Origin of the sequence: Aerococcus sp. Group 2, from assembly GCF_905125285.1 — a bacterium.
GTDB lineage: Bacteria > Bacillota > Bacilli > Lactobacillales > Aerococcaceae > Aerococcus > Aerococcus urinae_E.
This window is the reverse complement of record NZ_CAJHPA010000004.1, coordinates 19,229-33,204: the sequence shown is the minus strand read 5'-3', so window position 1 is coordinate 33,204 and position 13,976 is coordinate 19,229. Positions and strand designations below refer to the sequence as shown.

The following is a 13,976-nucleotide window of genomic DNA, read 5'->3' as shown; positions in this document are numbered from 1 at the left end:
AAATACTTTCTTATAAATTGTACTTATCCTCATAAGCGTCTAGGGTGAGGCCGTCATGGTTGGACATAAAGCGCTCTTCCGATTTATCCCGGTAATTATCCATCACTTCTTGGAAGAGTTCAGCATTTGTTGGTGGGGTCCAAGAAATCGCATCGGCCCCAGCTTCAATGACCCTTTTTATATTTTCTTCGGATTTTCCGCCGGTAGCAATAATAGGGATATCAGGGAATTGATCACGAACCCGCTTGACTAATTCCACGGTGTGCCGGCCATTGGCAACATTGAGAATATCTACCCCGCTATTCAACTTGGAAAGCAAGTCATATTCTGAAATCACGGTAGAAATAATTGGGGAATCGATCCGATCCTCTATGGCTTGGATGGTTTCGATTGGCATAGGGGCATTACATACCACGCCTAAAGCCCCTTCTGCTTCTGAAAGCAAGGCGATTTCAACGCTCCGCATGCCCTGAGTCTTGCCCCCACCTACGCCAGCAAAAACGGGTTGGGAAGCGACTTGTAAGATCGCGGAAATAATGCTGGGATGAGGCGTAAAAGGATAGACCGCTAGGATAGCGTCCGCATTAGAGTAAGTAATAGTCGCCACATCAGTAGAAAATAGTAGGGATTTAATGGTACGACCAAAGATCTGAATACCGGGCGCCTCTTCAATCACTTCTGGCACCATAATAATATCTTTTCTTAAAGCGGAACTGACTTTTTTGATAACTTTCTTTTTGCCTTGTTCTTTCATGGCTACCTCTCATTTCATCTTTTTCTTTTACAGCCATATTTTAACGATTACTCAAGCTTTCGTCAAAATAATTTCCTTGTCCATTCTGTTGTCAGATGATTCTAACTTCAGACCTACTTCGGGTGCATCCGAAGCACTTTCTCAAACGTGCTCCAAGTGCAGAGCAAGCGTCCGCTTCAGAAAATGACGACAAATTCTCTCCGAGAATTCTTACGTCTTTTTCTTCCAGCGGTCTTGCTCTTTGACGCACTTGTCGCACTCTCCACAAAAAAAGAGGCGGCTAGTGTTAGCCAACCTCATGGGGAGACAAAATATAATTAAGAGGGGTTAGTGATTGCTAGAAGGTCTTCATTAGCTAAAGTCGCTCCACTTTCTCTCACAGCGGTGACGGATTGATAATCTCCAGTATTGGTAATAATTTCCATCACTGTAGGGTCATAGCCTGCTGACTTAATGCCTTCAATATCAAAAGTTCCTAGGAGGTCGCCGCGTTTAACCGCTTGACCTTGGCTGACTTGGGAAGTGAAATATTGGCCCTGTAAGTTGACGGTATCAATACCAATATGAATCAAGACTTCCACTCCATTATCCCCAGTTAAACCGTAAGCATGCTTGGTGTCATAGGCCACAGTCAGGGTTCCATCGAGGGGTGAATAGATCTTGCCATCACTTGGAAGAATGGCAATTCCCTTGCCCATCATTTCTTGAGAAAAGACAGGGTCATCCACTTCTTTTAAGGCTTTGACTTGGCCACTAGCGACTGCAGGTAAGACTATGTCAGCTTCAAGTCCTGAGCGATTCTCCTGGCTAGGCTTACTTTCTGCGGCTTCTTCGGCTTGGAGGGCTGCTGCTTCTGATTTTTCGGCTTCTTTATTGGAGTGTTTTCCATAGAAGAAGGTTAACAAGAAAGCAGAGATAAAACTAATAGCAACTCCGACTAAGAAAGGAATCCAAGAATTCGAATCAATAGAAATAATGCCAAGGAAACCGGCTGAGCCTAAGGAGACAGCCAGTACATGGAAGAAACCTAACCAAGCTGAGGCAATTCCTGAAGCAATCATGGCACAGTAGAAAGGATAACGTAATTTGAGGTTAATCCCAAAAATCGCTGGTTCAGTAATTCCGAGTAAGGCGGACACTGAAGCTGAAGAAGCGACCCCTTTTTGTTTTTCATTACGGGTAATCACCATCACCGCTAAACAGGCAGCCCCTTGAGCAATATTCGCCATCGATGCCACTGGGAAGATAAAGGAGCCTCCTGTTGTGGCTTGGTTAGCAATTAAGGTAGTTTCCACGGCGGGGAAACTTTGATGGAGCCCTGTAATCACGATTGGTGAATAGAAGAGTCCTAATATTCCCATACCTAAGGCGCCAGTCGCTTCATACAACCAGGTCAAGCCATAGGTTAAGGCATCGGAAACATTCCGCATCACTGGTCCCACAATGGCAAAGGTTAGAAAACCAGTGATAATGATGGCTAGCATTGGAGTAAAGGTAAAATCAAAGGCGGGATGGATATGGTCGTGAAAGAAGTTTTCTAATCGGGCCAATATCCAAGCGACTGCTAAGACAGGCAGGACTTGCCCTTGGTAACCGGCCTGAGCAATTTTAAAACCAAAAATGTCCCAATAAGGCATTTCTCCAGCCGCGGTTACTGTGGCAACCTCATAACCACTCACTAAGGACGGCATCACCATAGCCATACCAATGGCTGCTCCTAGGTAAGGATTGCCGCCAAAACGCTTGGTCGCTGAGAAACCGAGAAGAACCGGTAAGAAAGTGAAGGGCGCGCCCGCAATAACCCCTAGCATAGCAGAAAGATCAGCAATAACAGCTGATCGTTCGACCAGTGCCACACCTCCAAAAGGTGAAGTTAAAAGGTTATTTAAGGCGAGAAGTAAGCCCCCTGCGACTAAGGCCGGCAAGATTGGCACAAAGATATCCGATAAGAGTTTGGTCAACTGCATGAAGGGATTACTTTTTTCTTGGGATTGAGCCACGGCTTTAATGTCTTCGGTTGAAGCTTCTTGGACGCCAGTGATGGCAGTGAGTTCCTTATAAACCTTATCTACATCGCCAGTTCCAATGATGATTTGGTACTGACCGTTCACTTCAAAGGTCCCTTTGACCCCTTCGTTATTATCAATTGCTTCTTGGTCAACAGCTTGACTATCTTTTAAAACTAAGCGTAAGCGGGTTGCACAGTGAGCAGCAGCAAGGAGGTTATCCTTACCAAGTGCGTCAGCAATATCTTGAGCAACTTGTTTGTGATTCATGATTGGTCTCCTTTCAGGTGAAAACGCTTTTACACTTAATATCTTAGCAGTATTTTTATTTATGTCAATCGTTTGACAGAATAAATTTAAAAAATATTTTATTCATAGTTATCACTGTGCTTATCATTATGAAAGCGTTTGACATACCTATCACTTTTTCTTATACTTACTGTAAATTAAGCATTTGATTTTTGACCAATGATAAAGAAAGGAAGCCTATCCATGACACAAGATCTCAAATGGACCCGGCAATTGCGCTACCAAGCCTATAAAGACTGGCCAAATGACTATCTGGTTCAGCTAAAAGAAAAAGTTACCCACAGTCCCTGGCGTCAACACTACCACATCCAGCCAGAAAGTGGTTTACTCAATGACCCCAATGGTTTTTCCTATTACAATGGCCGCTGGCAGCTTTTCTACCAATACTATCCCATGGGACCAGTTCACGGACTCAAGTCCTGGTACCACCTCTCCTCCAAAGACCTGGTCCACTGGGAATCCCATGGCATTGCCCTAGCACCCGATTCTCCCTACGATAGCCACGGGGTCTATTCAGGATCTGCCCTCCCCGTGGATGATCAGCTCTTTCTCTTCTACACCGGGAATGCTCGCGATAGGGACTGGCAACGCCATCCCTACCAGGTCGGCGCCTGGATGGATAAGGACTATCAATTCAATAAAATCGATCCACCTCTCATTAGAGCAGTTGAAGAGGGCTATACCGATCATTTTCGTGACCCGCAGATCTTCCCCTACCAAGACAGCTATCTGATGATACTAGGTGCCCAAACTGAAGCGCTTAAAGGCCAGACCCTAGTCTACCAAAGCGACAACCTTAAGGACTGGAACTTTCTCGGTCCCTTAAAGTTAACTAGCGGAGAAAGTGCCTATATGATGGAATGTCCCAATTATGTGAAAGTGGATGGAAAGGACCTGCTGATCTTTTGCCCGCAAGGTTTGGACCAGGATGAACTCAAATATCAAAACATCTATCCCAATACTTATTTAGTCTCCGAGGCCATTGATTGGGAGAACTTGACTCTGAATGAACCGAGTCCTTTAAAGAATCTTGACGATGGCTTCGATGTTTATGCCACTCAGGCCTTTAACGCGCCTGACGGTCGGGCTTTAGCCGTGTCTTGGCTGGGTTTACCAGATCTGACTTATCCCGACGCGGACTGGGGTTGGACCTCGGTTTTAAGCCTGGTCAAGGAACTCCATTTTGACCAGGGGCACCTCCACCAACGACCAGTCAAAGAAATGGAGAGCCTGCGCCAAACCCCTATCGCCATCAAGGAGACACTAGAATCAGGTCAAGCGTGGACCTATGATCCCGAAGACAATGCTTACGAAATAAATTGTTCATTGACCGCTGACTCCAAGCTTAACTTTCTTATCATGAGTGATGATCAAGAAGCTGCCGCCCTTCACATTGACGTGGACGTCCCAGCGGGCAGACTCAAGGTGACACGGACCAACCAGGGCAAACTCGTCAATCCTGAATACGGTCAAGTCCGGGAAAGTCACTTTAAGGGTGGAGAAGACCTCCAGCTACAAATCTTTATCGATGCCTCTTCCTTTGAAATTTTTGTCCAAGACGGCTATAAAGTCCTTAGCGGAAGAATTTTCCCCAAAAAAGGACAAAGTCAGCTTATAATAAAGGGAAGTGGTCGTTTAGGGGGCAGGATCTATCCCCTAGAAAATATTAACAAGTAAAGGAGTGCTGGTCATGGCGATTACCCTAGCCGATGTGGCTAAAAAAGCCGAGGTGTCAGCAACGACTGTTTCCCGGGTGATTAATAATTATGGCTATCTCAGTGAGAAGACCATTAAAAAAGTCCGCCAAGCCATGGAGGAATTAAATTATCAGCCCAATGCCTTAGCGCGGTCATTACAAGGTAAAGGGACACAATTAATTGGTCTGATCTTTCCTAGTGTGGCCCACCCCTTCTATGGGGAATTAGTGGAAGCCTTGGAAAGCTGTTTTTTTGAAGAGGGGTATTACACCATCCTCTGTAATTCAGCTAATAATAAGGAAAAAGAGCGCCATTATTTGCGCATGTTGGCTGCTAACCAGGTGGACGGTATTGTGGCTGGGGCTCATAATATGGGAATAGAAGAATATCACCACTATCAAAAACAAGTCGTCTCCTTTGACCGCTATCTTTCCGAAGAAATTCCCATTGTTGGTAGCGATAACTTCCAAGGGGGACAAATGGCGACAGAAATGCTGGCCCTCCGCGGAGCCAAAAGGATCGGAATCTTTACCGGTAGTCAAAAATCTGCCTCACCGACCAACCAGCGTTTAGAAGGCTACCTCTCCGTCATCGAAGCCCAAAAGCTGAATCCCTATGTTTACCAGCTCCAGGAGCAGCGGTCGTCTAAAATAGCCGCCCAACACATTCAGAGTATCCTGAAAAAGGACCAGCTGGATGGCATTTTCTGTACCGATGACCTGACTGCCCTACTGACCCTCGATGCGGCCAAAGACTTAGGACTCCAGGTCCCCCACGACTTAAAAATTATTGGCTATGATGGTAGCCGTTTTATCCAAAACTACCATCCCGAACTTTCTACCATTGTTCAACCCATCCAAGATTACGCCAATCTGATCGCTGACCTATTAATTAAGAAAATTAAGCAGCCAGATAGCGACCTTAACCGCAATTACCAGCTACCTGTGTCCTTCCTACAAGGCAAAACGTGCTAGCAAATAAAAAATGAGCTTCCCCCGATCTCGGGAAAGCTCATTTTTAGTTTATCTAAAAAGGGAGGTAGTCTTGGAGTTCGGCAACCACCTTTTCCAGGTGTCCCTGATAGGAAACCTGACCAATCTTAAAGCCGATAAAATAAGGACTAGCGATGAAGCGCGGGAAAACCTTACAATAATAGCGTCCGCCTAAGGGATAGAAAAAGAGATTGTAAGACCCACTCCGTGAACTAAAGTCATCCGTCAAAATATAGGTCACAATGCTTTGGACCGCATCCGCAAAGTCATCCAGCTGGTTGAGATCAGCGATCGAAACATTAAATTCTGTCATCCCCATAATCGGTTGGGTGGACAGAGTAACGGTGACATCCCCCTTCTTGCCAACTTCTAACCCCTTAAAGTCATCCAGGCTAATTTCTTCATAGCCATCCTTATCCTTCAGTCCCACAATCTGTGAGTGAGGGTGGCGCAAAGACCCTCCAGAAAGGGGACCATAATTTTTAAATAAGAGGACACTCTCAAATTGATCGTCTTCTAACATGTCTAGCCAACAATCAAAGGTGAAACGAAAAATTTGGCGATTTTCTTCCTTACTATAGGTAGGGGTATCGGCCCAATGTTCTTGGGACTCAATCACCAGGGTTTGTACCGTATCATCCAGAGTGCGGTATTTATTCATAAGCCAAATCTTATCATCTTCTTCACGGAAGATATTGGTTAGCGCCTCGCGATCACAGAAGGGACAATAAGCCCCCTCGTTGCGATAATTTTCCGGCTTTTGCGCCGCAATTTCCTTATGAAAAATCAATGGCTTTCCCATAATGACAACCGCCTCCTTTATAATATCCATTGTCATTATCGCATATTTTTGAGGGATTGCCTAAGAAAAGCTTAAGTCGTGGTGGAAAATTACTCTAGAAAGCCAATCATTCTCTTAGTTACTATACTTTTATCGAAATAAAATTAAGCTATTGTTAAAGCTAAAGAGCGGGTGTAGACTTATTTCTAAATAACTAAAAAATCATGGATACGGAGGTTCACTATGGAAACAATCGACCAATTAGCTGCTATCGAAGAGATTAAACAATGTAAGGCCCGGTATTGGCGGGCAATTGATAGTAAGGATTTCGACCTACTTCGGACAGTATTTGCTGACGATGTCACTTTTGATACGTCACTGGTAGCCCATGACCCCATCAAGGGCCAACATCCACTCATCCCCCAAAAAACCACCCCTTCGACCTCATGTGAAGAAATTATTCGAAATGCTAAGCGCTTGATGGGTGAGCACGTACAAAGCGCCCACATGGGACACATTCCTGAAATTGAAATCACTTCAGACAATACGGCCCACGCCTACTTTCCCTTTGAAGACCGAGTAGTCAACCTAGGAGTATCAGCATTTATCGGTTATGGCTACTATGATGATTATTTCGAAAAAATCGACGGGCAATGGAAGGTTAAAAACAGTAAAGTCTACCGTTACCGAGTTGTCTTTGATGATTTATTGGATTAAAAAATGTGACAAGCGCGTAAAAGATCAGAAGCAATGAAAAAGCGTAAGAATTTTGAACCAAGCTCAGTCTAAATTTTATCTATAGCTATGCAAAAAAGCAGAACAAGAACTGATTATTTTCAGTCTTGTTCTGCTTCTTTTTTGTCTAATGCCCTTTAAATCAAGTGAGTATCATCCTATTTAGCGATTAATCTTCCTTATTGTTTCTGACTAATAAGGCACCACTACTTAGTAGTAATGAAGCAATAATCACTGTCATCGCTGATGTCACTTCTGCACCTGTGGCTGGTAAGCTCGCTTGTTTGTTTTGACCATTTTGTTCTTTATTTGTCACCGATTCATTGTCCTTGGTCTTGAATGAATTGTCTGGATCAGCTTGCCCAGGAACTTGTGAGGCTGGATCACTTGGTTGATTTGGAACTTCTGGTCTTGGTTCAGCAGGTACGTTTGGTACTTCTGGTGTTGGATTGCCTGGTTTTTCAGGATCACCCGGTACACTTGGTACTTCTGGGTCTGGCTGACCTGGTTCTTCAGGTTCACCCGGTTCAGGGACTTCCGGTTGGTCTGGTTGGCCTGGTTCTTCAGGTTGACCTGGGACAGGGACTTCCGGTTGGTCTGGGCGACCTGGTTCTTCGGGTTCACCCGGTTCAGGGACTTCCGGCTGGTCTGGGCGACCTGGTTCTTCGGGTTCACCCGGTTCAGGGACTTCCGGCTGGTCTGGGCGACCTGGTCCTTCAGGATTACCAGGTTGTGGCGTTTCAGGGCATGGTTTGCAGCATGGGATTTCAATCTCTTCCGTGGTGTGGTCTGAGAAGATGATGATCAGTTTACCTTGGCGGTTGTAGATCTTCTGTACGCTGCGGCCATCCTTACCGTCCTTGCCGTCTTTACCATCGCGGACGAAGTGACGACTGGATTCCTTACCTTCTCCGTCTTTAACGATTACCCAAAGGCCGGATTCACCTTTTTCATTCTTACCTGGAACGGTTTCGAGGCTTGATGAAGCGCCGTCTTTACCGTCACGGACGAATTCACGGGAAACTTCATTGCCGTCGCCGTCGAAGACAATAATCCATTGGCCAGATTCACCGCGGCTGTTCTTGCCTTCTTCCACCTTAACAGATGGGGTCTTGCCGTCGCGGATAAATTCACGGCTTAATTCATTGCCCTTGTCATCGGTAATGATGACCCAAACGCCTTCGTTGCCTTGGCTATCCTTACCTTTTTCGGTCCGGATGCGTTGGGATTGACCATCTTTACCGTCCTTACCATCGCGACCATCTTTACCGTCTTTGACAGTCGTAGTTGTGGTCGTGCCATCTGGATTCTTGATGGTGATGGTATGGCTGCCGTCACCGTTGTCTTTGACGCTCACTTCTGGGGACTTACCGTCCTTGCCGTCTTTGACAGTGGTGTTGGTGGTGGTGCCGTCTGGGTTCTTGATGGTAATGGTGTGGCTGCCGTCGTTATTGTTTCGGATAGAAACTTGAGGTGACTTGCCATCCTTACCGTCTTTACCATCGCGGCCATCCTTAACGGAACCTTCCGCTACAGCAGGTTGACTGGTATCTGGCTGGCCAGTCTTAGGATCTACTGGGTAGAACTTAATCGTGGTGGTGCCGTCTTGACCTTTCTCAACAAGAGGGGCAAAAGTCTTACCGTCGATACCGTCGCGACCATCCTTACCGTCTTTGACAGTTGTAGTTGTGGTCGTGCCATCTGGGTTCTTAATGGTGATGGTGTGGGTCCCGTCGCCGTTATCCGTAGTGGTCACTTCTGGGAACTTGCCGTCCTGACCATTCTTCACAGTGGTGGTTGAAGTGGTGCCATCTGGGTTCTTAACAGTGATGGTATGGGTTCCGTCGCCATTGTCCCTCAAGGAAACTTCTGGAGACTTGCCATCTTTCCCATCTTTGACGGAGCCTTCTGCGACAGGTGCTTGGGTCGTGTCTGGTTGGCAGGTCTTAAGATCTACTGGGTAGAACTTAATCGTGGTGGTGCCATCTTGACCCTTCTCAACCACTGGGGCAAAGCTCTTGCCATCGATACCGTCGCGGCCGTCTTTACCATTTTGACCATTCTTACCGTCTCTGACAGTGGTGGTTGTGGTCGTCCCATCTGGATTCTTGATGGTGATGGTATGGCTACCGTCGCCGTTGTCTTTCACGCCGACTTCTGGTGTCTTGCCATCCTTACCGTCTTTAACCGTGGTCGTGGTGGTCGTGCCGTCTGGGTTCTTGATGGTGATGGTGTGGGTGCCGTCGCCGTTATCCTTAGTGGTGACTTCTGGCGACTTGCCGTCCTTACCATCTTTGACAGAGCCTTCTGCAACAGGTGCTTGGGTCGTGTCTGGTTTACCCGTCTTAGGATCTACTGGGTAGAACTTAATGGTGGTGGTGCCATCTTGATCCTTCTCAACCACTGGGGCAAAGCTCTTGCCATCGATACCGTCGCGGCCATCTTTACCATTCTTACCGTCTTTGACAGTAGTTGTGGTTACTGTACCACTTGGATCCTTGATGGTGATGGTGTGGGTGCCGTCACCGTTGTCCTTGCTGGTGATTTCTGGAGACTTGCCGTCTTGACCGTCTTTCACATAGCTTTCATGAACAACAGCGCCGGTTTCTGGATCTTTGACAATAATCTTAGTGCCGGCTTGGTTGCCAGGGGTGTTTGGATCGAGGTCGTCGACGCGGGTCGCTTCAACGACTGGCGACTTGCCATCCTTACCGTCCTTCACAGAACCTTCTGCAACGGCTGGTTGAGTGGTATCTGGCTTACCAGTCTTAGGATCTACTGGGTAGAACTTAATGGTGGTCGTGCCATCTTGGCCCTTCTCAACGACTGGCGCAAAGCTCTTGCCGTCGATACCGTTCTTACCGTCTTTACCATCCTTACCGTTGACGCCATCTTTGACGAAAGTTTCGCTGATGACCTTACCGGTTTCTGGATCTTTAACCGTAATCTTGGTACCTGGTTGATTGTCTGGAGTATTTGGATCGGCATCTTCAACCCGAGTGCTTTCAACCACTGGCGACTTACCATCTTTACCATTCTTAACGGTAGTAGTGGAGTTCACGCTGCCGTCTGGATTCTTGGTTGTGATGGTGTGAGTACCGTCACCGTTATCCTTCACTTCGACTGTTGGGGACTTGCCATCTTGGCCATCCTTACCAGCAGCTCCGGTTTCACCCTTGTCACCCTTAGCGCCTTTTTCGCCATCTTTGACGAAAGTTTCGCTGATGACCTTGCCGGTTTCTGGATCTTTAACCGTAATCTTGGTACCTGGTTGATTGTCGGGGGTATTTGGATCGGCATCTTCAACCCGAGTGCTTTCAACCACTGGGGACTTACCATCTTTACCATTCTTAACGGTGGTAGTGGAGTTCACGCTGCCGTCTGGGTTTTTGGTTGTGATGGTGTGAGTACCGTCACCATTGTCCTTCACTTCGACTGTTGGGGATTGACCATCCTTACCATCGCGAACGAATTGGGCAGATACGACTTCATCGTCGGTGAACTTGCCGTCGTTGTTCTTATCGAAGTAGTTGATGATCCAGCGACCTGGCTCGCCGGCTGCATTTGGTCCTTCAACGACGGTGGTGTAGGCAGACTTGCCGTTTGCTCCGTCTTTGACTGTACCTTCTGCAACAGCTGGTTGGGTCGTGTCCGCTTTACCGGTCTTAGGATCTACTGGGTAGAACTTGATGGTCGTTGTGCCATCTTGACCTTTTTCAACAACAGGTGTAAAGGTCTTGCCGTCTTGGCCTGGATCGCCTTTTTCACCCTTGTCACCTTTAGCGCCGTCTTTGACTTGGCCTTCAGCGATAGGATCTTTAGACTTATCTGGTTGACCACTAGCATCTGCTGGGTAGAACTTGATGTGGGTCACACCATCTTGTCCCTTTTCAACGACTGGGACGAAGGTCTTGCCGTCATTACCCTTGTCCCCTTTTTCACCTATTTCGCCATCTTTAACGAAGCTTTCGCTTAAGACTTTCTTACCTTCAGGATCTTTAACCGTTACTTTGGTGCCTGGTTGGTCGCCGGCTGTGTTTGGATCAGCGTCGGCTACACGAGCGGTTTCAACGATTGGGCTCTTGCCATCTTTACCAGGATCACCCTTGGCGCCGTCTTTGACTTCGCTGGTCACAGGGTCACCATTAACCACTTCACCTTGTTCATTGTATGAACGTGGGGTCAGGGTAATGATCACGCCATCGTTGGCTGGGTTCCGTTTAACGTCCACTAATGGGGTTAAACCATCGCGGCCATTTTTGCCTGAGTCACCTTTCTCACCCTTGTCGCCCTTCACGCCATCTTTAACGAAGCTTTCGCTTAGGACTTCTTTGGTGACTGGATCTTTAATGGTGACTTTGGTGCCTGGTTGGTTACCAGTTTCCTTAGGATCAGCGTCGTCCACACGGGTTGTTTCGATGAGTGGGGCCTTGCCATCCTTACCGTCGTTAACCTCACCCGTTGCGACAGGTTTTTGGCTCTTATCGGCAGAACCATCTTTGGCAGCTGGGTAGAACTTGATGGTAGTGACACCATTTTCGCCCTTCTCTACAACTGGAACAAAAGTCTTGCCGTCAGCACCGTCTTGGCCTTTTTCGCCTTGAGCACCTGTTGCGCCGGTAGCGCCAGTTTCACCTTTTTCACCCTTTTGGCCATCTTTTACGACGCCTTCAGCGACAGGATTTTGAGCCTTATCTGCTGTGCCGTCTGCCTTAGCTGGGTAGAATTTAATGGTGGTTTGTTTGTTAGCTTCATCGCGCTCAACAACAGGAACATAGGACTTGCCATCCGCACCCTTTTCACCTTGAGCGCCAGTTGCACCGGTATCACCCTTTTGGCCATCTTTTACGATACCTTCAGCGACAGGATTTTGGGCCTTGTCAGCTGTACCGTCTGCCTTGGCTGGGTAGAATTTGATGGTCGTTTGTTTGCCGGCCTCATCGCGTTCAACAACTGGAACATAGGTCTTGCCGTCTGCACCATCTTTACCCTTCTCACCTTGGGCACCAGTAGCACCCGTTTCACCCTTTTCGCCGCGTTCCCCTTGAGGGCCTTGGATACCTGGATCGCCTTTTTCACCGTCTTTAACTTGACCGGTTGCAATCGGTTGTTGGTCTTTATCAGGCGTGCCATCTTTTTTGGCTGGGTAGAACTTGATGTGAGTAATACCATCGGTCCCTTTTTCAACAACAGGAACATAGGTCTTGCCGTCAGTACCAGGAGCACCATCTTTGACTTCGCTAGTGGTTGGCGTCCCGTTTTCAGGTTGACCTTGGTCATTGTAGTGGCGTGGCGTTACGGTGATAATAACCCCATCGTTAGCATCATTACGACGAACGTCAACCAGTGGGCTTAAGCCGTCGCGGCCGTCCTTACCTGGGGTACCTTGAGCACCTTGTTCGCCCTTTTCACCTTGAGGACCGCGTTCTCCTTGGTCACCCTTAGGCCCTTGAGCGCCTGTATCACCTTTTGGCCCCTGAGGCCCTTGTGGACCTGCTTCGCCTTGAGGACCTTGTGGACCAGTTTCGCCATCTTTTACCACACCTTCAGCAACAGCTTTCTTAGTGGTATCAGCAGAACCGTCAGCCTTGGCTGGGTAGAACTTGATGGTCGTTTCTTTCTTAGTTTCATCACGGCTTACAACCGGAACGAAAGATTTACCGTCGTCGCCCTTGGCACCTTGGGCACCTGTTGCGCCGGTAGCACCCGTTTCACCCTTAGCGCCATCTTTACCGTCTTTAACGACACCTTGAGCTACTGGTTTCTTAGTCGTGTCAGCAGAACCATCTGGATTTGCTGGATAGAACTTAATGGTGGTTTCTTTCTTAGCTTCATCGCGGTCAACGACTGGAACGAAAGATTTACCATCGTCCCCTTTTTCACCTTTGGCCCCTTGTTCGCCTTGTGGCCCACGTTCACCGGTTTCTCCCTTGTCTCCTTTAGCACCCTGATCACCCTTTAGACCATCATATACAAAGGTTTCGTTTAGGACTTTACCGGTGACAGGATCAGTTACAGTCACCTTAGTTCCTGTGCGACCATCTTTAACACCACGTTCAGTATTAATTTGAGGCGTACGCCCATCACGAGGAACAATAGTTTTACCTGGACGACTGGTTTGATCCCCATCATGAACGACTGCAGATATCGTATCGCCTTCGTTTAGGGCCGAGACATTAGAAATTTCAAAAATCCCATCAGAATTAGTACGTGTTTGGTAAGCTTTGTCTCCAACTGTTACCGTAATAGCCTTGTTTGGCTCAGCTTGACCACTAATTGTAGTATCACCTGATAAGCGAGGATTCACTACTGGTGGTTGAATTGGATCTTGTTGAGTTGCGCTAGGTGTGCCAACTCCTAAGAGAACTTCTCCATCTACAACTGGTTTGATTTGTTCACGACGCGTTCCAATTTCACCAATGTCTAGCCCCTTATAAGTACGAACAGTCTTAGTTAACCGGTCAAGACCATCCTCACCACGTTTAACCACTTTGGTTTCACCAACAGGCAATTCAGTGGTGGTCTTATATTTAACTATATGTCTTACAGGTACTTCTTCTACTTTTTCATGGGTGCCGAAGTTAGCTTCTGGGTTTAGGTCACCTTGTTGGATGCGACTATTAACAAAATAATTTTCTCTAGATTCTGGATTTCGTAAACTACTATTTGTTGTGCCAAATGCATTATTAAACATACCAATAG

The 13,976-nt window shown here is 47.2% G+C and carries 7 protein-coding genes; 3 read left to right on the top strand and 4 right to left on the bottom strand.

Features of this window, described 5'->3' with window-relative positions; all coding sequences use genetic code 11:
* Positions 1-10: 10 nt before the first annotated feature.
* A complete protein-coding gene (locus JFU01_RS06310; RefSeq protein ID WP_060778597.1) occupies positions 11-754 on the bottom strand; it encodes a hypothetical protein in 744 nt (247 codons plus the stop codon).
* A gap of 317 nt (positions 755-1,071) precedes the next feature.
* Positions 1,072-3,030, bottom strand: a complete 1,959-nt coding sequence (locus JFU01_RS06305; protein WP_195856281.1) for a sucrose-specific PTS transporter subunit IIBC — start codon at positions 3,028-3,030, stop codon at positions 1,072-1,074.
* Between the two features lie 222 nt (positions 3,031-3,252).
* Between JFU01_RS06305 and JFU01_RS06300 the strand changes: the two genes are divergently transcribed.
* A complete protein-coding gene (locus JFU01_RS06300) occupies positions 3,253-4,746 on the top strand; it encodes a sucrose-6-phosphate hydrolase (RefSeq protein WP_195856280.1) in 1,494 nt (497 codons plus the stop codon).
* 13 nt (positions 4,747-4,759) lie between these two features.
* Positions 4,760-5,740 carry a LacI family DNA-binding transcriptional regulator gene (locus JFU01_RS06295; protein WP_195856279.1) on the top strand — a complete coding sequence of 327 codons (981 nt, stop codon included), beginning with the start codon at positions 4,760-4,762 and terminating at the stop codon, positions 5,738-5,740.
* 52 nt (positions 5,741-5,792) lie between these two features.
* Here JFU01_RS06295 and JFU01_RS06290 read toward each other — a convergent pair whose 3' ends face one another.
* The gene (locus JFU01_RS06290) at positions 5,793-6,560 is read right to left on the bottom strand and encodes a DUF4931 domain-containing protein (RefSeq protein ID WP_195856278.1); all 768 of its coding nucleotides are present in this window, start codon (positions 6,558-6,560) and stop codon (positions 5,793-5,795) included.
* Positions 6,561-6,782: 222 nt separating this feature from the next.
* Between JFU01_RS06290 and JFU01_RS06285 the strand changes: the two genes are divergently transcribed.
* Entirely contained in the window at positions 6,783-7,256 is a 474-nt protein-coding gene (locus tag JFU01_RS06285) for a nuclear transport factor 2 family protein (protein ID WP_195856277.1), read from the top strand.
* 187 nt (positions 7,257-7,443) lie between these two features.
* Here JFU01_RS06285 and JFU01_RS08950 read toward each other — a convergent pair whose 3' ends face one another.
* Positions 7,444-13,968 (bottom strand): collagen-flanked surface repeat-containing protein, encoded by a 6,525-nt coding sequence (locus tag JFU01_RS08950; protein ID WP_198434208.1) that lies wholly within the window; start codon positions 13,966-13,968, stop codon positions 7,444-7,446.
* Positions 13,969-13,976: the final 8 nt, after the last annotated feature.

Bases quoted from the DNA above. Each gene is read 5' to 3' on its own strand.
- JFU01_RS06310 (WP_060778597.1), bottom strand. From the start codon at position 754: ATGAAAGAACAAGGCAAAAAGAAAGTTATCAAAAAAGTCAGTTCCGCT.
- JFU01_RS06305 (WP_195856281.1), bottom strand. From the start codon at position 3,030: ATGAATCACAAACAAGTTGCTCAAGATATTGCTGACGCACTTGGTAAG.
- JFU01_RS06300 (WP_195856280.1), top strand. From the start codon at position 3,253: ATGACACAAGATCTCAAATGGACCCGGCAATTGCGCTACCAAGCCTAT.
- JFU01_RS06295 (WP_195856279.1), top strand. From the start codon at position 4,760: ATGGCGATTACCCTAGCCGATGTGGCTAAAAAAGCCGAGGTGTCAGCA.
- JFU01_RS06290 (WP_195856278.1), bottom strand. From the start codon at position 6,560: ATGGGAAAGCCATTGATTTTTCATAAGGAAATTGCGGCGCAAAAGCCG.
- JFU01_RS06285 (WP_195856277.1), top strand. From the start codon at position 6,783: ATGGAAACAATCGACCAATTAGCTGCTATCGAAGAGATTAAACAATGT.
- JFU01_RS08950 (WP_198434208.1), bottom strand. From the start codon at position 13,968: ATGTTTAATAATGCATTTGGCACAACAAATAGTAGTTTACGAAATCCA.